The organism is Pantoea sp. BS_8 (assembly GCF_041954965.1).
Taxonomy (GTDB): domain Bacteria; phylum Pseudomonadota; class Gammaproteobacteria; order Enterobacterales; family Enterobacteriaceae; genus Pantoea; species Pantoea stewartii.
Genome location: NZ_JAVAXU010000009.1, coordinates 1 through 25,356 on the forward strand (window position 1 = coordinate 1; position 25,356 = coordinate 25,356).

Here is a 25,356-nt window from a genome sequence, read left to right on the forward strand (position 1 = left end):
CGTCCGGGGCTGCCGGGCCTCTGCGGGCTTCAGGGCAGAGCTCTGTTGCTGCCTGACCGGGCGCGCGGAACCGTTATGCCGGAACCCTCCGTCGACTGTCAGCCCATCCTCATCCCGTTTATAGCAACGCGATGAAACGATGGCTTATGACGTATTTCCGCCTCCTTTCCTAAATATAAATAATGTCGTGAAACAGGGTAAGCCTGCCATCATCCCGACGTTATGACATCCGATCTCTTTCAATATCAAAACCAGTAAATCAAACGAACGCGTCACCCCTGCCGTGATCCAAGAAACAGTTATGTCTGTGCTTAACGTGACTTTGGGCGCATTCGTTTTACTGGAAGAAAAGATGGGACGTACAGGGGCTAAATACTGGTGATTTAATTACGTGTTAATGCAGGGAAATATACGTCGGCACGGTAAGATATGAATAAAAAAGTTTGAAAAGCCGGTAATTAAAGCGCCGGGAGGCGTTTTAAAACCGGCTTTTTATTTCACTTACTGACATTATTTATATAATTCAGCGGTGACGTGTGCGTAGTTATTCGTGTCAGCACTAATCACTTTAAAATGCTCGCCCTGCTGTTTAGCCTGTCTGGCGATTTTAGAAACCGCGCCATCCAGCGTTAACGAGGTGGCAGAGACCGTTTCTGCGGCGAAACAACCAAAAGACATCAGTGTCAATGCTACAGCCGCAGCGGCTGATGATACTTTATTGATTTTCATAACATTACCCCTTGATTCCGGTTGATGAAGGAGTCTGTCTGGCTCCGTTAAAATCAAATTAGCAAAAGGAACGCGATCTAAAATTAACGTCGTGTGCTCTAATTAATATCAAGCTGATAAGATTAATTGCAGTGTGTAAAAGTGAATATCATCAGGTTAACTGTGTAGGGATTTAATACGGAAATAACATATTTCAACAATGGGGACGTTATTTTGAACTGACATTTTCAGGCCCTAATCATAAGTAAACAGGTTAAATGCACCAGGATAAAGCGTATTTGCTGAGTACGCACTAATCCTGCCGATTTATTCTCATCTTTTGTAGTTTGTCTCAGCTAAAAACATGCCCTCTTAAGTGGATATCAGCATGCAGAGCGATGTCAGGGCATACGCGCATTTCAGGGTCAGCAAACCGAACCAATGGGCTGGCGCTGTCTGTCAGGCGCGCCCTGCATCGAAAATGCCACGACACCGACAGTCATCCCTGCCACGCAGACCCGTGACAACGACAGGCGCATCCACTGTTTACCTTGTCGCGGTGCATCGCTATATAATCAAATACATTACGCTACAGGGGACCTTCATTGAAAATCAGACCGAATCACCTCGTCTTTACAGGCTTACTTATCTTTACCGCATGGAACAGCTACGCCAGCCGCATCGTGACCGATCAGCTTGGTCGTAACGTTACAATCCCGGATCGGGTTGATCGCGTGGTTGTGCTTCAGCACCAGACGCTGAATCTTCTGGTGCAGTTAAATGCGACAGATAAAATTGTAGGGATACTGGCTAACTGGAAACAGCAGTTAGGGGACAATTACGCAACGCTGGTGCCTGAGCTGACGCATAAAGCAATGCTGGGTGATTTGACCCATGTTGATCTGGAAAAGCTAATTGCATTGCATCCACAGGTGGTATTCGTCACCAACTATGCGCCGAAAGAGATGATTGACCAGATCTCCGCACTGGGCATTCCTGTACTGGCGATTTCACTGCGTCACGATGACGCCGGGCAGCAGGGCGAAATTAATCCCAGTATGCAAAATGAAGATAAGGCCTACGATCTCGGGATAAAGGAAGGCATCACCCTGATAGGTGAGGTGGTGAACAGGCAGCAGCAGGCCAAAGCTCTCATCTCAGCAGCCTTTGCGGGGCGTAAAGAGGTGACTGATCGTCTCCACGATCTCCCTGAACAGCAGCGTGTACGCGCTTATATGGCCAATCCCAGTCTGACGACATACGGTGCCGGGAAATATACGGGGCTGATGATGGCCCATGCTGGCGCACTGAACGTGGCAGCATCGACTATTCAGGGTTTCAGGCAGGTCAGCATGGAACAGGTGGTGGTCTGGAATCCGCAGGTAATTTTTGTGCAGAACCGCTATCCGCAGGTTGTTCAGGCGATTCAGCACGATCCGCTCTGGCAGACCATTGATGCTGTCAAACATCACCGTGTCTGGTTGATGCCTGACTATGCCAAGGCATGGGGCTATCCGATGCCAGAAGCCATAGGGTTAGGTGAACTGTGGATGGCGAAAAAACTCTATCCTGACAAATTTCGCGATGTGGATATGCAGCAGCGGGCCGACCGCTGGTATCGTCGCTTTTACCGGACCGCCTATCATGAAACCTCTCCAGATTCTGGCGGCCGGTAGTCTGCGCGATGTATGGCCGGTGCTGGTTGCCGCGTTCAGCGCGGAATACGGCATAACGACACAAACACACTATGGCCCGGCTGGTTTACTGCGTCAGCGCATCGAACAGGGTGAAGTCGGTGACATGTTTGTTTCGGCCAACCTGCAGCATCCCACAAGCCTGTCGCGACAAGGTCCGGCAGAGGACACCGGTCATTTCATCGATAACAGGCTGTGTCTGACTGCCAGGCGGGAGGATGTCTCTGCAGAAGACGACTGGCTGTCATTACTGCAACGTGATGATTTACGGCTGGCAACCTCAACGCCCCTGTACGATCCCTCAGGGGATTACACGTGGCAGTTATTCGAAAACATTGAGCAGCGATATCCCGGTCAGGGCAGCCGAATCCGGAACAAAGCAAACGCCCTGGTTGGTGGCCCGGACAGTCTGCCTGTTCCTGTTGGCAGACTGGCAGCCCAGTGGCTCATTGATGAAGGCTACGCTGAACTGTTTATTGGCTATGCCAGTTATGCGCCCCGCCTGAGGCATCACCAGTCCCTGCTGGTGCTTAATATTCCTCCTGCTTACAACGTACGGGCGCAATACGGCTGGGCCACTCTTTCACCCTCCGCCATGCCGCTTGCCGCCTTCCTCCATACAGATGAGGCACAGCGTATTTTGCGGCGTTACGGTTTTTTGCCACCGTCTGGTTCCAGAAAGCCCGCACAAGGTAAAGCCTGTCTCTGACCCGCCAGTGCGGGCTGTAACAGTGCCTTGAAACTTTTTCACCTGTCGATATGCAGACTCGACATTTAGCAAAAGAGCCGTTATCTTTGGCTGTCTGGATGTCTAAACGTATATATGGTTACAAGAGGTGATTAAGTCATGCCAATCAGGGTTCCCGATGAATTACCGGCAGTGAATTTTTTACGTAACGAAAATGTCTTCGTGATGACGTCGTCGCGCGCCAGTGTTCAGGAGATCCGCCCACTTAAAGTTCTGGTACTTAATCTGATGCCTAAAAAGATTGAGACCGAAAACCAGTTCCTGCGCTTGCTCTCTAACTCACCTTTGCAGATTGATGTCCAGTTGCTGCGTATCGACAGCCGTGAATCGCGTAACACACCCAGCGATCACCTTAATAATTTCTACCGTAACTTTGAGGACATCCAGCACGATAACTATGATGGCTTAATCGTTACAGGTGCGCCGCTGGGCCTGGTTGAATTTAACGATGTCGCCTACTGGCCCCAGATACAGCAGGTGCTGGCGTGGGCGAAAGATCATGTTACCTCGACCCTGTTTGTCTGTTGGGCTGTACAGGCAGCACTGAATATTTTGTATGGTATTCCTAAACAAACCCGACAGACGAAACTTGCAGGCGTATTTGAACATCAGATTCTTCATCCCCATGCCTTACTGACGCGGGGATTCGATGATAATTTCCTCGCTCCGCATTCGCGTTATGCGGATTTCCCCACTCAGCTGATCACCGATTACACCGATCTGGAATTATTTGCTGAATCGGAACAAACCGGTGCCTACCTGATGGCAAGCAAGGACAAGAGGCTGGTGTTCGTTACGGGTCACCCGGAATATGATGCGTTAACACTGGCGGGAGAGTTTCAGCGCGACTATGACGCAGGGCTGAACCCTGACGTGCCGTACAATTACTTCCCCCACGATGATCCGCAGCGTCATCCACGCGCCACATGGCGTAGCCATGGAAACCTGTTGTTTTCAAACTGGCTGAACTATTACGTCTATCAAATTACGCCGTTTGATCTGCGCCATATGAATCCGACGCTGGAATAAGCGCACTTTCATTACAACTGAACCGTGTTAGCTGGCTGGCAACACGGTTTTTTTTCGTCCTTAAAAAGCTTTGAAAGGCATTACCTAAAGGAAAGTAAAAATAAAACCATAAATTTCAATGCTATAAATATAATATTTAATTAAAATGGAAATAGTTTTTGATTTTACATTTAAAATACATATGCTCTGATCCTGTAGCTCACTAATCACCCTTTTTGTGGATCGACCATGTTGATCTGCCTGTAAACAGGAGAGAGCAAGCATGACAGACTCAGTTATTACCCACGAATTACACTTCCAGAAGCCCTTTTATCATCTTGAAAAACAGCTTCTTACTGAAGAGGCCGTCGCGTTTTTACAGGATCTGGTTATCCGTTTTGCCCCCCAACGCGATACGTTATTAGCGGCGCGACAGGCACGACAAGAAAAGTACGATGCCGGGTCGTTACCTGATTTCGAAATGGAAACGGCTTCCATCAGAGAGCGAGAATGGACGATTCGCGGTATTCCCTCGGATTTACGGGATCGTCGCGTGGAGATTACCGGACCGCCGGATCGCAAAATGGTAATTAATGCCCTGAATGCGAACGTAAAAGTATTTATGGCTGACTTTGAGGATTCCCTGGCACCGACCTGGGAAAAGCTGATGGAAGGGCAGCAAACCCTGCGTGAAGCCGTGGCTGGCACATTGTCTCATACCAGCGAGACAGGCAAGATCTACCAGCTTCGCGCCGATCCGGCTGTCCTGATGTGTCGGGTACGCGGACTGCATCTGTCAGAGAAACATGTCAGCTGGCAGGGCAATGCCATTCCTGGCGGACTGTTTGATTTTGCACTCTACTTTTTTCATAACGTCACGAATCTCCTGGCGAAAGGTAGCGGTCCCTATTTTTATCTGCCTAAAACGGAAAGCTGGCAGGAAGCGGCCTGGTGGCGAGAGATCTTTAGCTTCGCTGAGGATCGTTTTGATCTGGCGCGAGGCACAATTAAAGCCACAGTCTTAATTGAAACGCTGCCCGCCGTGTTTCAGATGGACGAGATTCTGTGGAATCTGCGCGATCATATCGTAGGCCTGAACTGCGGGCGCTGGGATTACATTTTCAGCTACATCAAAACATTACGGGAACATGAAGATCGGGTTCTCCCTGATCGTCAGTCCGTGACCATGGCTCAGCCTTTTCTGGATGCTTACTCGCGGTTGCTGGTTAAAACGTGTCATCGCCGCGGTGCCTTTGCTATGGGCGGTATGTCAGCGCTTATTCCCAGTAAAGACAGCGCACGTAATCAGTGGGTGTTGCAGCGCGTCAGGGAAGACAAGCAGCGCGAAGCCAGTAACGGACATGATGGCACCTGGATCGCACATCCAGGCCTGGCCGATACCGCAATGGCGGTGTTTAACCAGGCGCTGGGCGATCACCCCAATCAGCTTCATGTTCTGCGCCACGAAGACGCTCCGGTGCAGGCCGAACAGCTTCTGGCGCCCTGCGAAGGCGATAGAACGGAAGCAGGGATGCGCGCCAATATCCGTGTGGCATTGCAATACCTCGAAGCCTGGATTAGCGGCAACGGCTGCGTTCCTATTGACGGCCTGATGGAAGATGCCGCCACCGCCGAAATCGCCCGTACCTCTATCTGGCAATGGATCCATCACAAGAAAACCCTGCGCGATGGGCAGCAGGTCACGGCGTCGCTGTTTCAGCAGTTGCTCAACGATGAGTTGCACACGCTGCAGATGAATCTGGGTGATAAGACGTTCAGTTCAGGTCGTTATGAGGAAGCAGCGCGATTAATGGCGCAAATCACTACCGAAAACGAACTGGTTCCTTTTCTTACTCTGCCGGGCTATCGCCTGCTTCCCTGACATAAGGAGTGGTTGCCATGACACGTACACAACAGATTCAGCAACTCGAACAAGACTGGCAGGAAGCACGCTGGCAGGGAATTACCCGCCCTTACAGCGCACAAGATGTTATCTCGCTGCGCGGTTCAGTTCTGCCAGCCTGTACGCTGGCCGAGCGGGGTGCCGGTAAACTCTGGTCATTACTTAATGGCAGCGCGCGCAAAGGTTACGTCAATAGCCTCGGCGCTTTAACCGGCGGTCAGGCATTGCAGCAGGCCAAAGCCGGAATAGAAGCCATATACCTCTCTGGCTGGCAGGTAGCCGCCGATGCCAATCTGGCGGGGCAAATGTATCCCGATCAGTCGCTGTATCCGGTGAACTCGGTGCCTGAGGTTGTCACCCGGATTAATCAGACCTTTCAACGTGCCGATCAGATTCAATGGGCCAACGGCATTGAACCGGGCGACAGCCGCTTTATCGACTATTTTCTGCCCATCGTGGCGGATGCCGAAGCGGGTTTTGGTGGCGTACTGAATGCCTTTGAACTGATGAAGGCGATGATCAGCGCAGGGGCAGCAGCGGTCCACTTTGAAGATCAACTTGCGGCCGTGAAGAAATGCGGCCACATGGGAGGCAAGGTACTTGTGCCTACCCAGGAGGCCGTACAGAAACTGGTTGCTGCACGCCTGGCCGCCGATGTGATGGGTGTTCCCACCATTCTGCTGGCGCGAACGGATGCCGATGCCGCTGACCTGATCACCTCTGACTGCGATGACTATGACCGTCCGTTTATCCGTGGCGATCGTACCGCGGAAGGCTTCTACCGCACTCATGCCGGCATTGAGCAGGCTATCAGCCGCGGTCTGGCTTATGCGCCTTATGCTGACGTGCTGTGGTGTGAAACGTCGACGCCCGACCTGGCGATGGCGCAGCGCTTCGCCGAAGCCATCCATGCCCGCTTTCCCGGTAAACTGCTGGCTTACAACTGTTCGCCTTCGTTTAACTGGAAAAAGAACCTCGACGACAGCACCATCGCGGCCTTTCAGCAGGCGCTCAGTGAGATGGGCTATCGCTTCCAGTTCATTACCCTGGCCGGTATTCACAGCATGTGGTTCAACATGTTCGACCTGGCACAGGCTTATGCTCAGGGCGAAGGCATGCGTCACTATGTTGAAAAAGTCCAGCAACCAGAGTTCGCTGCCCGGGAGCGGGGGTACAGTTTTTCCTCGCATCAGCAGGAAGTGGGCACCGGCTATTTCGATCAGGTCACCACGATTATTCAGGGCGGTCAGTCCTCCGTTACGGCGCTGACCGGATCGACCGAAGAGCATCAGTTTTGAGTGAAGTCTGTGTCTTTCCCGCCCGGTAACGGTGGGCGGGCTTTTTCAGGAGTGGATTATGCCGCCACGTGAATCCCTAATCGCGCACACCATTCTGCAGGGCTTCGATGCGCAGTATGGCCGTTTTCTTGATATTACGGCGGGTGCTCAGCAGCGTTTTGAACAGGCTGAGTGGCTGGCCGTACAGCAGGCTATGAAGGCACGAATTCATCTTTATGACCACCATGTGGCGCTGGTTGCCGATCAACTGCGCGCACTGAACGGGGCGGCGCACTGGGACGATGCTTTTTGGCTGAAGATCAAAAACCACTATGAAACCCTGTTACCCGGTTATCCGCGTTATGAAATTGCTGAAAGCTTTTTCAATTCCGTTTACTGCCGGCTGCATGGTCACCATGCATTACAGCCGGAACGGTTATTTATCTTCAGCTCGCAACCGCCTGCGCCACAACGTCAGGTTTCGCGTCCACTGGCGCGAACCTATCGGCCCGATCGGGGCTGGCAAACACTGCTGCATGAGGTGCTACGCGATGTGCCTTTGACGCTGCCCTGGCAGGATCAGGCGCGCGATGAAGCCTGGATTGTACGCCATTTGCATGAGGCGTTCTCTTCCGCGCAACTGGCACAGGGCTGGCTGGACGTCTGTTGTGAGCTGTTTTACCGCAACAAAACCGCCTGGATCGTGGCTCGCCTGCATCTGCCCGACGCTATCCTGCCATGCCTGTTGCCGGTTCAGCGCAGCGAGCAAGGTGAATTGTGGATCGATACCTGCCTGACGGATGTGAACGAGGCCAGCATCGTGTTCGGCTTTGCCCGCGCGTACTTCATGGTTTATGCCCCATTACCCGGCGCGCTGGTCGCATGGCTGAAGCCTGTCTTACCGGGTAAAACGCTGGCAGAACGTTATATGGCCATCGGCTGCCAGAAACATGGCAAAACGGAAAGCTACCGGGAATATCTGCAGGCGCTGGAGCAAACGGATGCCGCCTTTGAGATTGCGCCAGGCATCCCTGGCATGGTGATGCTGGTCTTTACGCTGCCGGGCTTTGATCGGGTGTTCAAAGTCATCAAAGATCGCTTTGCTCCGCAAAAAGAGGTCACGGAAGAGCAGGTAAGGGCCTGCTATCAGCAGGTTAAAGAACATGACCGTGTGGGACGCATGGCTGACACGCAGGCCTTTGAACAGTTTGCGCTGCCGCTCGCACGTATTACGCCGGCACTGCTGGTGGCATTCCAGAATACGATTGCCGGAAAAATGCGTATTGAAGGCGATCGCCTGATCATCAGTCATCTGTGGCTGGAACGTCGTATGCAGCCGCTTAACCTTTTTCTGGCTGAGGCCAGCGACAGCCAACGTGCTCAGGCCATTGAAGAATATGGCAACGCGATCAAACAACTGGCTGCCGCTAATATCTTTCCCGGTGATATGCTGTTTAAAAATTTTGGCATCACCCGTCATGGACGCGTGGTGTTTTATGACTACGATGAGATTCGCCCGATGCAGGAACTCCATTTCCGTGACGTGCCTGCGGCGCGTTACGAGGAGGACGAGTTAAGCGCCGAGCCCTGGTACAGCGTTGGGCCAGATGATGTTTTTCCTGAAACCTTTCGTTATGCCCTGTGCAGTGAGCCGAAAGTCGGGGCGCTGCTCCAGCAACGGCATCCGGAAATTTTTGACGCGAGCTGGTGGCGCGCCCAGCAGCGGCGCATTGCGCAGGGGCATATTGAGGATGTTATTGCCTGGCAGCCCGCCCAGCGCTTCTGTGTGCGCTATGGCAGCAGGCTTGCACCGCGGCATAAAATCCCAGAGCACCCCGACCAGGAACGGGAACCGCTTCAGCCGTCACTCTTTGCCAGCGGCCAGGAGTCAAACAGATAACCATCAAAGTCGAGATCGTCCACGTTGGAAAATTCCAGTAAACGCTGCTTCACATTTTCCAGATGCTGCCACATAGCCAGCTTAGCGGCGCGGGCATCTTTTTTGATCAGCGCGGCAAGAATTTGCCGGTGATCGACCAGCCACGCTTTACGGTATTGGGTATCGCCAAGATGACTGTGCAGCTGAATCCACATAGGGTTGTTTTCGCGCCACTGCCATGACTGGCGAAATACGTCGACCAGCATACTGTTATGCGTGGCTTCAGCGATGGCCAGATGAAAGTGCATATCACCTTTTTCCGGGTTTCCCAGCGAACACGAGGTCAGCTCGCGTTCTTCCAGCAGCAAAGCCTGACGCATTTTGATGATGTCCGCCCGTGTCGCCTGCAGGGCGGCAAACTCCGCGATATTGCTTTCCAGCAACTGTCGCGCCTGAAGCTGCTCAAACGGGCCGGCATCGTTGTGAAAGGAGGGATTTGCCTCACTAATACGGCATGGAGAGCTGTGCGCTGTGACGTAAATACCGGCTCCCCGTCTGACTTCGATCAGCCCTTCGATTTCCAGCATAATGAGCGCCTCGCGAACGACGGTGCGGCTGACGTTAAGCATGCCAGCCATTTCACGCTCGGGTGGCAGGCGCCCGCCCGGGCGATAGGGCGTTTCCACAATGCGCTGCCGGATTTTTGCGGCGACTTGCTGATAAGGACGTTGCTGAGAGACAGATCTCATAGTGATGCTCCCGTCAGATACCGTTGCGGCAAAAATTTTACCACCTCACGATCGGGATAACAGGGTTCAGCGCACGTTAAGATAAGCAGGCTGACGCGTTGGCACGCTGTTTTATTCTTTATTTAACAATAAATTGCGAGAATAATTAAAAGCGGCATCAAGAGATGCCACTTTGGAAACATACAGACTACTTCATCTGATGATTTGTTACTTCAGCATGAAGTCATATTGCATACCGGCTTTCACATCCCAGTAATTGAGCCGGTCACCCAGTGAGCTACCGGGGCGCTTCTCCCTGGCTCTGTCGGCGGCAATATACATGTTCAGGCCTTTAAACGGGCCCTCTGCGACGTTGTACAGGATCGCGCCCATCAGGCCCACTCCGTTGATTCTGGTATGGCGCTGTTTGTCTTCATAACCGTGGGTAAGAATCGGGCCCAGCATAACGCCGACGTTCGGGGTGAAGAAATATTGTCCGCCAAGCTGTACAGACAGCATGCCTTCTTTATTGCGATCAATACTCAGCGAGTCGGGATAGCCAATATCCGTATAGATAATGCGACCATCAATATCATGGGTAAGCTTACCCACGGCACCAAATAACCGGGCATTCGCAAACGAATAGGTTAATCGCCCGGAAATCAACGCCGTCTCGTGGTGATAACTGAGAGGCTTACTCATCCCCTCAACCTGACCATAAAAACCCATCAGCTCCCATTTGAGTGCGCGATCGTCAGCAAAGGCATAGGTTTTTTCGACGATGCTTTGCACCTGAGTCGATACATCTTGTTGATAAGAGGCACCCAGTGAATACCGCGAAGAAGCATCGTGCCAGGAGCCCACCAGATAGCCGCGGCTCCGATGGGGATGGTATTTCCCTGTTGTGCTGTTAATCACGCCTTCATCACGCACGCCCGTGGCAGAGTCGACATAATAGAACGCGCGCTTACGCCACATTGACCAGAATTCCAGATTCTCCGTCGCCTCAAAGTGGGCCAGTGCACCTTCAGAAATCGTCTGTATCGTGCGTGACGAATTATCGGCGATCAACGGGATGCGCCAAGGCAGGCTGCCGTAACCATAATCCGTCCCAAACCGCCCGAGCGTCAGGCGAAGATTCTCTGCCGGTTTAAGTTTGACCGCGCCAATGGCCACACCAAAGCTGTCGTGACCGTCCAGATAATAGCGGGTGCTCCAGCCGGCGTTTGCACCCAGCTTGTACACATAATACGCTCCCGCGCTCACGCCGATGACGTCATTGTAATAGCGCGTATTCACATCAATCAGCCCACCCTGTACCCAGGCGTAAATATGACGATCTGAACCCGCGCTGGGTTTGTCGGCCCGCCGAAAATCGTTTTTCAGACGAATGCGCAGGCTGTCCTCATCGTCATTAATCGCGGCAGCATAAAGCGGAGAGGACGGGAAAAACAGGCTGACAAGCAGAATGCAAAATAGGGCAATTTTCATCACGTATCCATACCGTATGTGAACAGAGCCGGATGACGTCGGGCCGGGCGGTTATCCGCATGCCTTGCGTTTTACCTTTCCTGACCCGCGTCAACCCGACCAGATTAAGGCCGGGTGCATTTATCCTGTTGCCAGACCTGCTCGTAGTCGTAGCCCGTCAGGGCTTTCACGACCTCTTTGGTTTCGGGTGTGCAGTCGGCTTTATCGCCGCCTGCCTTGAGGCGATCAATTTCATTCACCAATACCCGATGCGTTTCGCGTGTCAGTTTAAATTTGAAGGTCATATATAAACTGATCAGTAACAGACCGCCGGTGCCGAAGACCAGGAGCCCGGTAATCGCATTGAGCGCACTTTCCGGTTGAATTAACTGGCCTTTAACAAAATGATTGTGTTCCAGTACCGCACCCACCACCATAATGGCGACGGCCACGGTACTTTTTCGCATCAACGTCATGACGCCAGCAAAAACGCCTTCGCGCCGCTGACGCGTGACCATTTCATCCACATCGGGAATAAAGCTGTAAATATTCCAGGGGATAAAGTAAAGCCCCGCACGGCCAAAACCCAGCAGGACAAAAATGAGCGTGGTCAACCACCATGACGACACTGCCGAATGGCCGATAAACATTAAAATCAGATAACCCAGCACACCTAAAATACACAGGTAGGAAATACGCATGGCGTAGGCGGGCCTGACATTCAGTTTATCCAGCATAAACATGAAAAGCAGCGTGGAAGGAATGGAGACGGACGTCGCAATGGAAAGATAGGCCGACGCGTTGGCCGCATCCAGATTTAAACCGTAGACAACAAAGTAAACGAAGACAGCAATAAAAATATCCAGTGCAGTAAATGAAGAGATATAGATAATTAAATGTTGTCTGAATATTTTTATTTTGAAGGTTGTCATTAACTCGACAAACATATTTTTCAGGTGGCTCAATAATCCGAGGCTGGGACCCGTATTGCGCCGTTCAAACTCTTCCGGGTTCATATCTTTTGACTCCCAGGTACAACACCAGGTAATCAACACCACAATAAAGAACAGGCAGGAAAACATAATACCGGTGTAGGTATAGGTCAGCGCCGAATCCTGGCCAAAATACTGAATCACAATGCCCGGCACCGAAGCGGTCAGGAAGGTTCCTACCTGAGAAAATGTCAGGCGGATGGCGGCCATCCGTGTTCTTTCACCAAAATCATTGGTCATTTCTGCCGCCAGGGTTTCCCACGGTACCAGCACCATGGCAACCAGCAGTTCTACCGCCAGGTAGGTACCAAGGTAGTACCAGTAGTTCATGTCGCTGACCCAGACCAGCGCGTAAACAAACATCATTGGCGCGCTGATGAGCAGGAAGAAGCGACGGCGACCAAAGCGCTTACCGAGCCGGGTACTGCCGAATTTATCGGTGATATATCCCATCACCGGACTCAGAATGGCATCAATAATACGGGCAATAGCAAAAATTGAGCTGGCTTCCAACATTGAAAGCCCACAGAACGTCGTATAAAAAAACAGTAACCATGTACCGATTAAAGCCATGGACCCACCGCCAAAAATATCGGTAATGCCATAGCCAATGGCGGTGCCTGTCCCCACTTTTCTGCGCACGGGCTGTGCTAACGTTGTCATAATATTCCCTTAATAAAATCGGAGTGGCGCTCAGACGCATTCAGGTGTCGTATAAGCGTGAAAAAGTAATGCGAACTTTTAAATAAAGCTCTAAAGAATAAACAACGCGGGTGTGTGTTTGCGTTGTCAGTCTTTAATGCAGGTGAGTATTTTTTGTTAAATAAATAGTAATTTTTAACGCCGTTATTTAGCGTGGTAAATTTTGGTTGACCAGAATAATGCCCCGCTCTGTGTTCTCTAAAAGGCGCGCTGTTATTTGTACTGATGCGTTAATACGCGTATTTTCGGCGTAGAGCATGGTAATCATTCTGCCCTTTTAAAAAAAAGAGGTCGGTCACAAATACTATGGATGCCGATAAGGTAGACTCAAATTCCCTATTGGTTGACCAGTTGAAAATGGGAGAGAGTTATTATGTAAGACGTGTGTTATTTAATGATGAGATGTTATCTAGTTTAACCATTGTGGTTTGGTTTTTATTTTTCATTGTTAAATTATCTAAGTGAATACATTCTTTAAAGATTAAATATTTCCTGAGATTAGATGTTTTATCTTTCTCATTACTTCTGATTAAAAAAGGACTTCATTATGTTTTATTTTACCTCTGGACTCTCTCCTGCCCCGGCAAAGTTCGAAGCCGCAATGGATGCGGTTATTGATCATGCGATTAATAGCCAGCGTGTTGTGGGTACCACAGTGATGGTGGCTCAGGCGGGAAAACTGATTTATCAACGGGCGGCGGGGTGGGCGGACAGAGAGCAAAATAAAGCCATGTCTGTGGATGCGATATACCGTCTTGCGTCACTCACCAAACCCATTGTCAGCCTGACCGCCATGCGCCTGATCGAGCAAGGGGATATCACACTGGACGACGATATCACCCGCTGGCTTCCGGATTTCCGTCCCTGCCTTGAGAACGGTGAGCCAGCCACTATCCGGGTGCGGCATTTGCTGAGCCATATGTCAGGTTTACGCTATCGTTATTCCGCCCCGGCGGATTCGCTTTATCACTCACGCAATGTGTCAGACGGCATCGACTATCAGCCCGGACTCACCCTGGAAGAGAATCTGCAGCGCCTTGCGGGCACCCGGTTACAGTTCCGTCCCGGCACCGGCTGGCGTTATTCCCTGGGCATCGATGTCCTCGGTGAAATCATGGTGCGGGCGACCGGTAAAAGCCTGCCAGAACTGGTGAATCACCATATAACGAGCCCACTGGGGATGGCAGACACGCTGTTTAGCGTCAGAGACGCGTCGCGATTAACCACGGTCTACACGGACGACAACCCGGTGCCTTCAGTCATGCGTGATAATCAGCAGATCCCTTTCGGTGAAGGCACCGCGATTTTTAGCCCCGGCCGTATTCTCAAACCCGATGCCTGGCCGTGCGGCGGCGGCGGTATGGCAGGAACGACCCTCGATTTTATGCAAGTGCTGGAAACCGTCCGGCGTGAAGGCGCGCCGCTAATCACGCGTGAAAGTTTTGACTACATGACGCAGGAACACGTGACGGCAAACTGGGCTACGCAGGGGCCGGGATGGGGATTTGGTGTGGGCTGGGCACTGCTGGTGGATCCGGATGCTGCCCTGTCGCCTCAGTCAGCCGGTACGCTGTCGTGGAGTGGAGCGTATGGACACACCTGGTTCGTGGATCGTCAAAACGCGCTGTGCGTGGTCGCCATGACCAATACCACACCGGAGGGGGTGAATGGGCAGTTTCCTGTGATGGTGCGTGATGCCGTCTATAAAGGTTTACTAAGCGTCTGATATGACAGGCTATCAGCCACTGGCGCGCTGGATCGCGCCAGTGATCTACGCGTCGATTTCCGGACTCGCGCACGGTGCGAAGCCCGTTCCTTAACGACCGCTGTAAGCCTGGGTAACCTGGCGCGCTTCCCGAATGACCAGCGCGCCCAGTTCGGTAATGCGATCGTCAGTCATGCGGGCAATTGGACCCGAAATCGACAGCGCGGCAAAAGGCTCGCCGTGTTCGTCATAAATGGGTGCCGCCACGCAACGCAAGCCGAGCGCATGCTCTTCGTCATCGAAAGAAAATCCACGGGTACGTATTTGTGCCAGGTTAGTTTTCAGGCTCTGCGGAGACATCAGCGTATTGGGTGTGTAGTAATGCAGGCCCTTCTGGTGCAGCAGCGCGGTCACTTTGTCGTCGCTGAGATGGGCAAGAAAGGCTTTGCCCGCTCCGGAAGCATGCATGGGCAGCTTGCCGCCGATCGGTGCGGACATGCGCATGAGCTGCGTGCACTGTACCTGGTCAATAATGACCGCCTGGAAGTCGCTCAGGTCCAGCACCGCCAGATTGACCGTTTCGCCCGAACTCTCCATCAGTGAACGTAACACCGGATGCACCAGCGCCAGCAGGTTGCGGCTCTGCAAAAAACTGCTTCCAACCACAAACGCATGCGCGCCGATTGTCCAGAAACCCAGATCGCCCACCTGGCGTACAAAGCCCTGCTGCTGCATTGTGGTCAGCAGACGATGGGTGGTCGAGTTTGGTAAACCCGCCTGTTGTGCCAGTTCGGTAAGTGCCACGCTACCCTGTGAACTGGCGATCAACTCCAGCAACGTCAGCCCCCGTGTCAGTGACTGAACCTGACCGCCAGCCGGAGCGGGAGGTGCCGACGTGCTGCGAGGTTTTTTACCGCGTTTGGCGGCAACAGGCGTAGCCATAGAGTCTCTCCTTTCACATAGTGGAAACCATTTTCGTTTTAATCACCGTAAATGCAAACGCTGGTGCGCTGGTCAGACCTGCTCTCCGTCTCCGCAATCCGCCGGGCCTGGCCGGATGTGAAGGCACACGCTGGAATGAAACCTGTGGGGGTAATTTGTGATGTGGTCAGGCGCGTCAAGGTGAGGCAGATATTTTAGTCATCCTGCCAGCCGCTATGTTGCGGTGGCGCAAAGCCAGCGCGATCGGGTGGAAGATTATGCGGCTGTAAAAACACGTCGGTGAGCGGCGTGGCGCGCGGGCCTTTCAGCTGAGGACGACGCAGACAAAAAAGAAGGCAGCCCGCAGGCTGCCCTCTTTATCAGTTGAACCGCGCATCGCGATCCGAGGTCATGTCATACAGCTGGTACTTGCGTCCCAGCATCTGACCGCCATCGCGGGTGAGCGGAACCCAGTTAATCTGCGCACGGCCACGCGTTGGCGTCACGGTAAACAGATCCATTGGGATGGAAATGTAGAAACCTTTCGTAAAGTCGCCTTCGCCGTACTGCTGAGAGGAGACATTGGTTTTGGTCGCATAGACGCCGACCATGACGCCGCTGTCGAAGCGTTTAGAGACATCCAGCGTGACGCCTTTATCCTTCGCCAGATACTGGCCGATACTGGCCTTAACCAACACATCTTCCGCAAACCACGGCCGCCAGTAACCTGTCAGGTTGCCGGTCGGGGCTTCGTAATGCGTAAACCGCATCATGTCGTTCCAGTCACGCTGGCGCACATAGTTGGCGTCTACGCCCACCGCCCAGTTGCTGTCCACCGGACGATAAAGCACTTCGCCCCCGACACCACCGTACATGGTTTCCAGATAGCCGCCATAGACCTGGCCGTAGAAACCATTGCCCAGATAATCCATGTAGTTAGCCTGCAGATCGTTGACGTAAACGTTGTTCTCAACGTAGTCACGAATATGCGTACGCACGCGGGGCAGGGTGGAATCGGCGGGGGCACCGTTGTAATTGAATTTGTTATAGTTATTTGCCACGTTAGCAAACAGGCTGCCACTGACCAGCAGATGATTGGTCAGCCAGTAATCGACGTTGCCCATGACGCCGACCTGATACAGATAAAAGCTCTCCGGGCCGCCGACAGACTGATTGAGTACCGGAGACAGACCGTAATCCAGGCGATCTTTGCGAATAAACATCCCCTGCTCGGTCTGACCCGGATCGACCGGATTTTTGCGTACCTGCTGCAGAGACTGCTCATGTCCTAACGGGTAGCCAGTCAGATCATTACGCAGGCTGGCAACGGACGTTTCTGTCGTCACCTGCGGCATATTGAAGCGCGACTCTGTGACGTTAATCGTATCGATGCCGTCCGGCAGGTTGTTCATGATGATACGATTGGCGCGGTCGACCCCTTCGCGGGTATCGCGATATTTGGTCTGCTCGCCCGATACATACAGCGTATTGCCTTTGGTCTGGATTTTCGGGCCCGCCAGGCCTGCGTCGTACTTCAGCGCAGACAGCTGATTGCCTGTCACCGTGGTCTCCAGCAATTTCGGCTGCGGATGCGGATCATAGGCCGGTTTAGGGCTGTCGATATGATCCTGATGCATATCGTTAAAGTTAGTCCGGATGGTAAAGCCGAACATAAAGGTATTGCCGCGCTCATAGCTGGCATTGATATCCGCCCAGTCAGTTACGCGGTAGATCGCACCGACGTTAACTTTACTGCGCTGCGGCAGGCGTCCGGCAAAATCATCTTTATAATCATTGCCTTCATATTCCACTTTCAGGCGCAGCGGCTGCCACGGCGTTTGGTATTCAATACCGCCGAACACGGCAGAAGGGCCGTGAAACATCTGAGAACCGTTAATCGAGCCAGCCTGTCCTACGCCCGGGCGCTGACAGAAGCTGTCGCTGTAAGAGCAGAAGGGGTTGGAAACGGTTCCGCTGTTGCCCAGATAGCCCCAGCCAAAGCCCAGCGTAAAGTCAAAGGGCCCCCAGGCTTTGGTGGCGACCAGATATTCACTGTCAAATAAGCCGGTACCGCCAAGATCGCGCGTACCGAACGAGACTTCAGGTAACCAGTATCCTTCCTGCCACAGCCGCAGTTTCAGGTCGAAGGCTTTATCTTTATAGCTTTGATTACCACTGAAACTCTCTACCGCACTGTAACGTCGTGTCCGCACATCTGTGTAGCGCACAGTCGTTTCCAGCCATGGGAAAAGCTGTAATGAGGCGGAATAGTAGCGATACTGGTCATTATCGCGGAAGTTAAGGCTGAATTCGCCTTCTCTTGCCATTCGCGCGGTCGGTACCTGCATCAGCCCTACGCCGCCGAAATCAGACTGTGACGGCGTGACGGGCGCCTCATACATTTCCGCCTGCGCCTGGCAGGCGCTTGCTACTGAAACAGCCAACAGGCTGAGAAGATAACGTTTTTTCATCAGTCTGGTATCCGGTGAGTCAGAACAGAAACAAGGCGGCTATTCAGATCGTCAAAGGCGCCTGGCAGGCTCCATGAGGAAAAGCCCACAAAAATAATGCTGCCAGGTTCAGGTTCGACATGGCGATGGTTCCAGTAAGCAATCGGGACGTTCTGCGTCGTTCCGTCTGGCGCAATCACAACCGCGAAATTGCGTTCTGCGCCGGCCAGCCGTGGATGGTCACGCAGGTATTCCCGCACGGACTTGCCCGGTTGCCAGGCTTCGCGTCCGGCTCCGGCAATCGCGCCCAGCAGCAGCACATGATGACTGGGCTGAGTGAGATAGAGATCATAACGCCCGTCCAGGCGGCGATTGTCTGCTGAATGCAGCCGGATGCGATCAGGATCCAGCGTGACGAACTGGCGGCCCGTCACCTTCATGTTGCTGAACTGCCGAATCACCGCGTCAATGGCGGCGGCTTGTTCACCACTGCTGTCCGCCCGCCAGGTACGCAGCGCGGCCAGGGCCTGCTGATACTGCTGCCGGGCCTGGGTTGTCGCTCCCTGCTCAGCAATCACGGCCCGTCGCCAGTCGGTTTGGGCCATTAATGCGGGCTGCGTCACCAACTGCGCCAGATTTTCGACCTGATTGAGCTGCACACTGGCGGTGTCCTGCGGGGCATGGACGGTAACCTGACCTGCGGCACGGGCACCCAGACTGGTAAGCAGGCTCACGCCTGCCAACAATAGCGTTATTTTTTTCATGATTTCGCCGGTTTCAGAATGGTGATTTCAACAGGGAAGGTATCGGCAGCAAGCATCTGTCGGGATTGCACGACCTGACCGCTGCTGTTATCGATCCAGAACGTGTTTTGCCACTCACGGCCAAGGCTGTCGATACGTAACGCCTCATGCCAGACGCGGCAGGGGATGCGGTTTCCGGCAATCGTCAGAACTTCATCATCGCCACGCTCGAAAGTGGAACTGACGGTGGCGCTCTGGAATTTGCCCTGCCCGGTCCACTGCACAATCCGCGTCCAGTGCTGGCCGTTGGTCAGCGACAGGCCTTTCGCCAGCGGATCCTGTTGCAGGTTACTGACGTTCATCAGGTTGTCGGGCAGGCCCAGCGTTTTAATCAGCCTGCCGTGGGCCGTTACCAGCATGGACTGGTCACGCGTAATCCATTTTTGCTGGCCGTTTTCGTTGTAACCCAGCACGACAAAAATGCGTGGGCCGTCATTAATGCGTGCATACAGGCTGGCGTAGGGCAGCGCATCAATTTCCTGAGGCGTGACAGTGACATCTTTTGGCCCTTCGATGGCCATTATCACCGTCTGTTCGAGTCCTTTTTGCGTTTGTGTACAGGCCTGCAGCAGCAGGCAAACGAGCAGCAGCGGAAGTTGGCGCACAATGTGTCCCTGATAAATGATGCCAAAGTAAAAATAACCACACGAATGTGTGGTTATGATTAATGCTCCCATACCTCTGTTCTTTCAGCTGCCGACACGCTGGCGTCCTCGTCGCAACACACTCACCTGCGTAAATGCATCACGACTCACACGTTCGCGGCCTTGCTGCAGCCTAAAGAATCAGGGTACCCATCAACGTGTGGTGCCCGTTGTGGTCGTGGTAGTTGTACCCGTATTTGCCCCGTCACCACCGCCAGAAGCGGCAACGCCGAGTCCTACTAACGCGCCGAGCACGCCGATACCTACAGCGGTAGTCGTACCTGCGGAGATTGTCCCCGCCTGTGCGCCTGCTGCGGCACCAGCTTCTTCCGGTGCCGCATAAGCGCTGGAAGAGACGGCGACGAGTAATGCCAGACCGGCAATCATGCGTTTTTTCATAACAACACCTACATTGGTTGAATGAAGGATTGCTATCCAACACATTCGCGAAACAGAATAAACGGTTATCGCAAACCGAAGGACAGACCCATTATGGGCGCGTCCAGTATAGGGCAACAAAATACCAGAGTTGAGTAGTCTTAAAACCTGGTAAATGACGCGTAAAAAAACGGGGCAAATTAAGCGGATTCAGCGTTAACTTATTTTAAATTGGTGGATTTACCGTGAAAGGCCGGATATTTGTCTGTGAGTAAGAGGAAAGCAAAGCGGTTTCTACTTATTTAGTATCTTTTGGTACGGAATGAGAATAATCGGAATTACCTGAATAAGCGTAAAATCCAATCACCTTATAAAACAAGAGGTAAGAAGCATTGGCTTACCGTTTTAGATCCGGTTTTTAGTAGGGTGATGCGCTCTGCGCAGCGCGAGGTTCAGAATTGCCGCAGTGCATTTTAAGAATTTTCCAGTCTGCCAGCAGGCTTTTCAGATAAAAAGCAGCGTGCCCGATCGTGATGACAAAAAAAAGGCGGCCGGCAGGCCGCCTCTGTCACTATACGATTAGCGCCATTTCTTGTAGCAGTTAATTAAGGCGTTAGTCGAACTGTCATGACTGGTAATATTACTGTCATCTTCCAGCTCCGGCAGAATACGGTTAGCCAGCTGTTTGCCTAATTCCACGCCCCACTGGTCAAAAGTGAAGATATTCAGAATTGCCCCCTGGGTGAAGATCTTATGCTCGTAGAGCGCAATCAGCGCGCCCAGGCTGAATGGCGTGATTTCGCGCAACAGAATTGAGTTGGTCGGGCGGTTCCCTTCAAACACTTTAAACGGCACGATGTGCGCGACAGATTCCGCCGATTTACCCGCATCAGTAAATTCTTTCTGCACCACTTCGCGTGACTTACCAAATGCCAGCGCTTCGGTCTGAGCAAAGAAATTCGACAGCAGCTTAGGATGGTGATCGGCCAGGGCATTGTGGCTGATGGCAGGTGCAATAAAATCGCAAGGTACCAGTTTGGTGCCCTGGTGAATCAACTGATAGAACGCATGCTGGCCGTTGGTGCCGGGTTCACCCCAGATAATCGGGCCCGTCTGATAGGTCACCGGCTGGCCTGTGCGATCAACGTACTTCCCGTTCGACTCCATATTTCCCTGTTGGAAATAGGCTGCAAAACGGTGCATGTACTGATCGTAAGGCAGGATAGCTTCGGTTTCCGCGCCAAAGAAGTTGTTATACCAGATACCAATCAGCGCCAGCAGAACGGGGATATTCTTTTCGGCTGGCGTGGTAGAGAAGTGCTTATCCATGGCATGCGCGCCACTCAGCAACTGCTCAAAGTTCTCAAAACCAATCGACAGAATAATGGACAGGCCAATGGCCGACCACAGCGAATAGCGGCCGCCGACCCAGTCCCAGAACTCGAACATATTGTCGGTATCGATACCAAATTCGCCCACGGCTTTAGCATTGGTGGAGAGCGCAGCAAAGTGCTTCGCAACGTGTTGTTGATCGCCGGCCGTTTTCAGGAACCAGTCGCGTGCGCTGTGCGCATTGGTCATGGTTTCCTGGGTGGTAAAGGTTTTTGACGCCACCAGAAACAGCGTGGTTTCGGGGCTGAGGTCTTTCAGCGTTTCGGCGATGTGCGTGCCGTCAACGTTGGACACAAAATGCATGTTCAGGTGGTTTTTGTACGGGCGCAGTGCCTCAGTCACCATAAACGGCCCCAGATCGGAACCGCCGATACCAATGTTCACCACATCGGTGATCGGTTTGCCGGTGTAACCTTTCCAGTCACCGCCAATAATGCGCTCGGAGAAGCTTTTCATTTTCGCCAGCACCGCGTTGACTTCAGGCATCACATCTTTGCCATCCACCTTGATTGGCGTATTGCTGCGGTTGCGCAGGGCGACGTGCAGGACGGCGCGATCCTCCGTCCGGTTAATTTTTTCGCCCGAGAACATGGACGCAATCGCGCCGCTTAAATCGGTTTCTTTTGCCAGGGCCAGCAGTTTATCGAGCGTCTCCTGCGTGATGCGGTTTTTCGAGAAATCTACCAGCATCTGGTCGTCAAAGGTGGCTGAGAATTTAGCAAAACGATCGGCATCCTGGGCAAACAGGTCGGCGATTTTCGCCGTTTTCATCTGTTCATAATGCTCTTGCAGCGCTTTCCAGGCTGCGGTTTGGGTCGGATTGATATTTTTCATGGCAACACTCTTGTTGATATTAAGAACCGTCATTCCATCGGGGTCGCATCGTACCCGGTTAGCATTTCAGTATGACCACAGTTGCAACTGAAAGGAAAAACTTTGTCAGTGCGATGGTGTCAGCGCACGAATACAGCCCGTTTCGCAGTGGATGATGCGGCAATCATTCGGACTGTTTCCATGGGCGAAAGGCTGAAAAGTATGGCGCAACGGCAGCCCACGAACATTGTGCCGAATCAGAATGTGAGGACGTTGCTGAAGCCATTTAGCACTGTAGTCGCAGCGATTAGGCAAAATTTGTTATCCGGTGCGCTCTGCATGAAAAATTGTCCCGTGACGGTCATTGACAGCAGGGCCAGAAATCGCTAAATCTATGCGCGCTACTTGTGCACCTGTGCGCAAGCCAGAAGAGGCGCGTCGACCAGGCAGTGTGTTGGAGGAACCGTATCCAGAGATAACACATCAGGGGGAGCGACGCCGAGGTGGTCAACATCACGGTGTGTTGGCTGTCGGCTACAGGGGCTGAATCCCCTGGGTTGTCACCAGAAACGTCCACAGTCGGACGTTTCGCAAGGTGGAGCGCTTCTGGGTGACTCGTCTATTCGATTTTACCCGTTTCTGCTCTTTCCTTGTGCTTAGGCTGAATTACTGTTTCTCATCTCTTAACGGGTGAGGGCAACGTATCCTGACACGAGGTCATACAATGTCTCTGAATCTGAATGTAGCGAAATTTGGCGGTACCAGCGTTGCCGATTTCGATGCCATGAACCGTAGCGCCGATGTGGTGTTGCAGGACAGCAATACCCGGCTGGTGGTGCTTTCTGCCTCTGCAGGCATCACCAATCTGCTGGTCTCCCTTGCCGAAGGTCAGGAGACATCGCAACGCGCGGCGCAGCTCGATGATATCCGCCGCATTCAATATGCCATCATCGATCGCCTGAACAATCCAGACGTTATCCGCGATGAAATCGACCGCATTATCGACAATATCGGCATGCTGTCTGACGCCGCCGCTCTCGCCACCTCCAGCGCCTTAACCGACGAACTGGTCAGCCACGGCGAACTCATGTCGACTCTGCTGTTTGTCGAGATCCTGCGTGAGCGCGGGGTCAATGCGGAATGGTTTGACGTGCGTAAAGTCATGCGCACCAACGATCGCTTTGGCCGTGCGGAGCCTGATGTTGCCGTACTGGCCGAGCAGGTCAGTGTGCAGTTGCAGCCGCGCATTGCCGCCGCTCTGGTGGTCACGCAGGGCTTTATCGGCAGCGAAGAAAAAGGACGCACCACCACGCTGGGCCGCGGCGGCAGTGATTACACGGCCGCACTGCTGGGTGAAGCATTAAACGCTGCGCGCGTGGATATCTGGACAGACGTGCCGGGCATTTACACCACCGATCCGCGTGTAGTCCCTGCGGCTAAACGTATTGATGAAATCACTTTTGAAGAAGCGGCTGAAATGGCCACTTTTGGTGCCAAAGTTCTGCATCCTGCCACGCTGCTGCCCGCTGTCCGTAGCGACATTCCGGTGTTCGTCGGCTCCAGTAAAGATCCTGCAGCGGGCGGTACGCGCGTGTGCAATGAGACGGCGAATCCGCCGCTGTTCAGAGCGCTGGCGCTACGTCGCAAGCAAACCCTGGTCACGTTGCACAGCCTGAATATGTTGCATACGCCGGGCTTCCTGTCTGAAGTGTTCAATATCCTGGTGCGTCACAACGTGTCGGTGGATCTGATTACCACCTCGGAAGTCAGCGTCGCGTTGACGCTGGATACGACCGGCTCGACTTCAACCGGCGACCATCTGCTGAGCCAGGCGTTGTTAACCGAGCTCTCATCCCTGTGTCGGGTGGAAGTAGAGGAAAACCTGGCGCTGGTGGCCATAATCGGCAATGAACTGTCGAAAGCCTGTGGGGTAGGTAAAGAGGTGTTTGGCGTACTTGAGCCCTTTAACCTGCGCATGATTTGCTACGGAGCCAGCAGCTATAACCTCTGCTTCCTGGTGCCAGGTGACGATGCGGAAAGTGTGGTGCGTACGCTGCACCACAACTTGTTTGAATAAGCGCCGCTGACATCAAAAGAAAGCCGGACCCTGTCCGGCTTTTTACTGACCGGCTGTGATGCCGCCGGACATCATTCCACGCACGTCGCTGATTTTGCTAAAAGGATGTTTGTTGATGCTTGCCACCTTAACCCGTCTGTTCCCCCTGTGGGCCGTCCTGTTGTCTGTCGCGGCTTACTACTCGCCCACCACCTTTCTTGGCATTGGCCCGTGGGTCGCGTATCTGCTGATGCTGATTATGTTCGGTATGGGCGTCACGCTGAATATCAATGATTTCAAACGCGTCTTAACCCGTCCGGCACCGGTGCTTGCAGGTACATTCCTGCACTATCTGGTGATGCCCCTGGCGGCATGGGCGCTGGCAAAACTGTTTAACATGCCGCCCGATCTGGCTGCCGGGATGATTCTGGTGGGCAGCGTTGCCAGTGGAACCGCCTCGAACGTGATGATTTATCTGGCAAAAGGCGATGTGGCGCTCTCGGTGACCATCTCCTCGGTGTCCGCGCTGGTCGGGGTATTTGCCACGCCACTGCTGACCCGTTTTTATGTGGATACGCATATTCAGGTTGATGTTGCCGGTATGCTGCTGAGCATCATCAGGATCGTCGTGATCCCTATCGGGTTAGGGTTGATCATTCACCACACGTTTAACGGTCTGGTTCGTCGGGTAGAGCCTTATCTTCCCGCTTTTTCAATGGTGTGTATTCTGCTGATCATCAGTGCTGTGGTCGCCGGTAGCCAGAGCTTTATTGCCTCGGTTGGCGTGATGGTGATCGCCGCCGTCATGTTACATAACGCTATTGGTCTGCTCGGCGGTTACTGGGGCGGCAAGCTGTTTGGCTTTGATGAATCTACCTGCCGCACGCTGGCGCTGGAAGTGGGCATGCAGAATTCAGGGCTGGCGGCGACGCTGGGTAAACTGTATTTCTCGCCACTGGCTGCACTGCCGGGGGCGTTGTTTTCCGTCTGGCACAACCTTTCCGGTTCCCTGCTGGCGGGCTACTGGTCCGGTAAGCCCACAGATAAAAAGCCGTCATCCCGTCCCTGAGAGACACAGTGCGCAG

19 protein-coding genes and 1 riboswitch are annotated in these 25,356 nt (G+C 53.1%); of the genes, 9 read left to right on the forward strand and 10 right to left on the reverse strand.

Annotated elements, in window-relative coordinates:
* Positions 1–510: 510 nt before the first annotated feature.
* A complete protein-coding gene (locus RAC65_RS15920) occupies positions 511–729 on the reverse strand; it encodes a YdgH/BhsA/McbA-like domain containing protein (RefSeq protein WP_006122329.1) in 219 nt (72 codons plus the stop codon).
* A 584-nt stretch (positions 730–1,313) separates the two neighbouring features.
* Between RAC65_RS15920 and RAC65_RS15925 the strand changes: the two genes are divergently transcribed.
* The 6 genes from RAC65_RS15925 (at position 1,314) to aceK (ending at position 9,238) form a co-directional block, all read left to right on the forward strand.
* Complete coding sequence (locus RAC65_RS15925; protein WP_110268089.1) at positions 1,314–2,384, forward strand: ABC transporter substrate-binding protein; 1,071 nt, start codon at positions 1,314–1,316, stop codon at positions 2,382–2,384.
* Positions 2,353–3,111, forward strand: coding sequence for a substrate-binding domain-containing protein (locus tag RAC65_RS15930; protein WP_375093986.1), 759 nt, complete (start codon positions 2,353–2,355; stop codon positions 3,109–3,111). The genes RAC65_RS15925 and RAC65_RS15930 overlap by 32 nt, the downstream gene beginning before the upstream one ends.
* 138 nt (positions 3,112–3,249) lie before the next feature.
* A complete protein-coding gene (metA, locus tag RAC65_RS15935; protein ID WP_033738928.1) occupies positions 3,250–4,179 on the forward strand; it encodes a homoserine O-succinyltransferase in 930 nt (309 codons plus the stop codon).
* Positions 4,180–4,441: 262 nt separating this feature from the next.
* A complete protein-coding gene (aceB, locus tag RAC65_RS15940) occupies positions 4,442–6,040 on the forward strand; it encodes a malate synthase A (protein ID WP_039339090.1) in 1,599 nt (532 codons plus the stop codon).
* A 17-nt stretch (positions 6,041–6,057) separates the two neighbouring features.
* Positions 6,058–7,359, forward strand: a complete 1,302-nt coding sequence (gene aceA, locus RAC65_RS15945; RefSeq protein WP_058702324.1) for an isocitrate lyase — start codon at positions 6,058–6,060, stop codon at positions 7,357–7,359.
* Between the two features lie 58 nt (positions 7,360–7,417).
* Entirely contained in the window at positions 7,418–9,238 is a 1,821-nt protein-coding gene (gene aceK / locus RAC65_RS15950; RefSeq protein ID WP_283788224.1) for a bifunctional isocitrate dehydrogenase kinase/phosphatase, read from the forward strand.
* On the opposite strand, the gene uxuR is transcribed toward aceK, so the two are convergent.
* From uxuR to RAC65_RS15965, 3 genes are all read right to left on the reverse strand, one after another.
* Positions 9,196–9,966: a Uxu operon transcriptional regulator gene (uxuR, locus tag RAC65_RS15955; RefSeq protein WP_039339087.1), complete on the reverse strand. Its 771-nt coding sequence runs from the start codon at positions 9,964–9,966 to the stop codon at positions 9,196–9,198. The two genes, aceK and uxuR, sit on opposite strands and share 43 nt — an antisense overlap.
* Before the next feature lie 207 nt (positions 9,967–10,173).
* Positions 10,174–11,436, reverse strand: coding sequence for a glucuronide uptake porin UidC (gene uidC / locus RAC65_RS15960; RefSeq protein ID WP_006121536.1), 1,263 nt, complete (start codon positions 11,434–11,436; stop codon positions 10,174–10,176).
* 104 nt (positions 11,437–11,540) lie between these two features.
* Positions 11,541–13,070 (reverse strand): MFS transporter, encoded by a 1,530-nt coding sequence (locus RAC65_RS15965; RefSeq protein ID WP_058702327.1) that lies wholly within the window; start codon positions 13,068–13,070, stop codon positions 11,541–11,543.
* Between the two features lie 586 nt (positions 13,071–13,656).
* Between RAC65_RS15965 and RAC65_RS15970 the strand changes: the two genes are divergently transcribed.
* Positions 13,657–14,835: a serine hydrolase domain-containing protein gene (locus RAC65_RS15970; protein ID WP_375096878.1), complete on the forward strand. Its 1,179-nt coding sequence runs from the start codon at positions 13,657–13,659 to the stop codon at positions 14,833–14,835.
* A 90-nt stretch (positions 14,836–14,925) separates the two neighbouring features.
* Here the strand turns inward: RAC65_RS15970 and iclR are convergent, their stop codons facing one another.
* The 6 genes from iclR to pgi all read right to left on the reverse strand — a co-directional run bounded on the left by iclR (position 14,926) and on the right by pgi (position 22,236).
* Positions 14,926–15,756: a glyoxylate bypass operon transcriptional repressor IclR gene (gene iclR / locus RAC65_RS15975; protein WP_039339083.1), complete on the reverse strand. Its 831-nt coding sequence runs from the start codon at positions 15,754–15,756 to the stop codon at positions 14,926–14,928.
* A 359-nt stretch (positions 15,757–16,115) separates the two neighbouring features.
* Positions 16,116–18,206 carry a YjbH domain-containing protein gene (locus tag RAC65_RS15980; RefSeq protein ID WP_006121538.1) on the reverse strand — a complete coding sequence of 697 codons (2,091 nt, stop codon included), beginning with the start codon at positions 18,204–18,206 and terminating at the stop codon, positions 16,116–16,118.
* Positions 18,206–18,949 carry a capsule biosynthesis GfcC family protein gene (locus RAC65_RS15985; protein WP_054688442.1) on the reverse strand — a complete coding sequence of 248 codons (744 nt, stop codon included), beginning with the start codon at positions 18,947–18,949 and terminating at the stop codon, positions 18,206–18,208. The genes RAC65_RS15980 and RAC65_RS15985 overlap by 1 nt, the downstream gene beginning before the upstream one ends.
* Complete coding sequence (locus tag RAC65_RS15990) at positions 18,946–19,593, reverse strand: YjbF family lipoprotein (RefSeq protein ID WP_006121542.1); 648 nt, start codon at positions 19,591–19,593, stop codon at positions 18,946–18,948. Before RAC65_RS15990 ends, RAC65_RS15985 begins: the two co-directional genes overlap by 4 nt.
* Positions 19,594–19,785: 192 nt before the next feature.
* Complete coding sequence (gene yjbE / locus RAC65_RS15995) at positions 19,786–20,031, reverse strand: exopolysaccharide production protein YjbE (RefSeq protein ID WP_006121543.1); 246 nt, start codon at positions 20,029–20,031, stop codon at positions 19,786–19,788.
* A 558-nt stretch (positions 20,032–20,589) separates the two neighbouring features.
* On the reverse strand, positions 20,590–22,236 hold the full coding sequence (gene pgi / locus RAC65_RS16000; protein WP_033738948.1) for a glucose-6-phosphate isomerase: 1,647 nt from the start codon (positions 22,234–22,236) through the stop codon (positions 20,590–20,592).
* 399 nt (positions 22,237–22,635) lie between these two features.
* Positions 22,636–22,829: riboswitch (Lysine riboswitch) on the forward strand.
* A 110-nt stretch (positions 22,830–22,939) separates the two neighbouring features.
* On the opposite strand from pgi, the gene lysC reads away from it, so the two are divergent.
* On the forward strand, positions 22,940–24,292 hold the full coding sequence (gene lysC, locus RAC65_RS16005) for a lysine-sensitive aspartokinase 3 (protein WP_006121545.1): 1,353 nt from the start codon (positions 22,940–22,942) through the stop codon (positions 24,290–24,292).
* Positions 24,293–24,407: 115 nt separating this feature from the next.
* Positions 24,408–25,340 carry a ketopantoate/pantoate/pantothenate transporter PanS gene (gene panS / locus RAC65_RS16010; RefSeq protein ID WP_039339079.1) on the forward strand — a complete coding sequence of 311 codons (933 nt, stop codon included), beginning with the start codon at positions 24,408–24,410 and terminating at the stop codon, positions 25,338–25,340.
* Positions 25,341–25,356 lie beyond the last annotated feature (16 nt).

Bases quoted from the DNA above. Each gene is read 5' to 3' on its own strand.
- RAC65_RS15920 (WP_006122329.1), bottom strand. From the start codon at position 729: ATGAAAATCAATAAAGTATCATCAGCCGCTGCGGCTGTAGCATTGACA.
- RAC65_RS15930 (WP_375093986.1), top strand. From the start codon at position 2,353: ATGAAACCTCTCCAGATTCTGGCGGCCGGTAGTCTGCGCGATGTATGG.
- metA (WP_033738928.1), top strand. From the start codon at position 3,250: ATGCCAATCAGGGTTCCCGATGAATTACCGGCAGTGAATTTTTTACGT.
- aceB (WP_039339090.1), top strand. From the start codon at position 4,442: ATGACAGACTCAGTTATTACCCACGAATTACACTTCCAGAAGCCCTTT.
- aceA (WP_058702324.1), top strand. From the start codon at position 6,058: ATGACACGTACACAACAGATTCAGCAACTCGAACAAGACTGGCAGGAA.
- aceK (WP_283788224.1), top strand. From the start codon at position 7,418: ATGCCGCCACGTGAATCCCTAATCGCGCACACCATTCTGCAGGGCTTC.
- uxuR (WP_039339087.1), bottom strand. From the start codon at position 9,966: ATGAGATCTGTCTCTCAGCAACGTCCTTATCAGCAAGTCGCCGCAAAA.
- uidC (WP_006121536.1), bottom strand. From the start codon at position 11,436: ATGAAAATTGCCCTATTTTGCATTCTGCTTGTCAGCCTGTTTTTCCCG.
- RAC65_RS15965 (WP_058702327.1), bottom strand. From the start codon at position 13,070: ATGACAACGTTAGCACAGCCCGTGCGCAGAAAAGTGGGGACAGGCACC.
- RAC65_RS15970 (WP_375096878.1), top strand. From the start codon at position 13,657: ATGTTTTATTTTACCTCTGGACTCTCTCCTGCCCCGGCAAAGTTCGAA.
- iclR (WP_039339083.1), bottom strand. From the start codon at position 15,756: ATGGCTACGCCTGTTGCCGCCAAACGCGGTAAAAAACCTCGCAGCACG.
- RAC65_RS15980 (WP_006121538.1), bottom strand. From the start codon at position 18,206: ATGAAAAAACGTTATCTTCTCAGCCTGTTGGCTGTTTCAGTAGCAAGC.
- RAC65_RS15985 (WP_054688442.1), bottom strand. From the start codon at position 18,949: ATGAAAAAAATAACGCTATTGTTGGCAGGCGTGAGCCTGCTTACCAGT.
- yjbE (WP_006121543.1), bottom strand. From the start codon at position 20,031: ATGAAAAAACGCATGATTGCCGGTCTGGCATTACTCGTCGCCGTCTCT.
- pgi (WP_033738948.1), bottom strand. From the start codon at position 22,236: ATGAAAAATATCAATCCGACCCAAACCGCAGCCTGGAAAGCGCTGCAA.
- lysC (WP_006121545.1), top strand. From the start codon at position 22,940: ATGTCTCTGAATCTGAATGTAGCGAAATTTGGCGGTACCAGCGTTGCC.
- panS (WP_039339079.1), top strand. From the start codon at position 24,408: ATGCTTGCCACCTTAACCCGTCTGTTCCCCCTGTGGGCCGTCCTGTTG.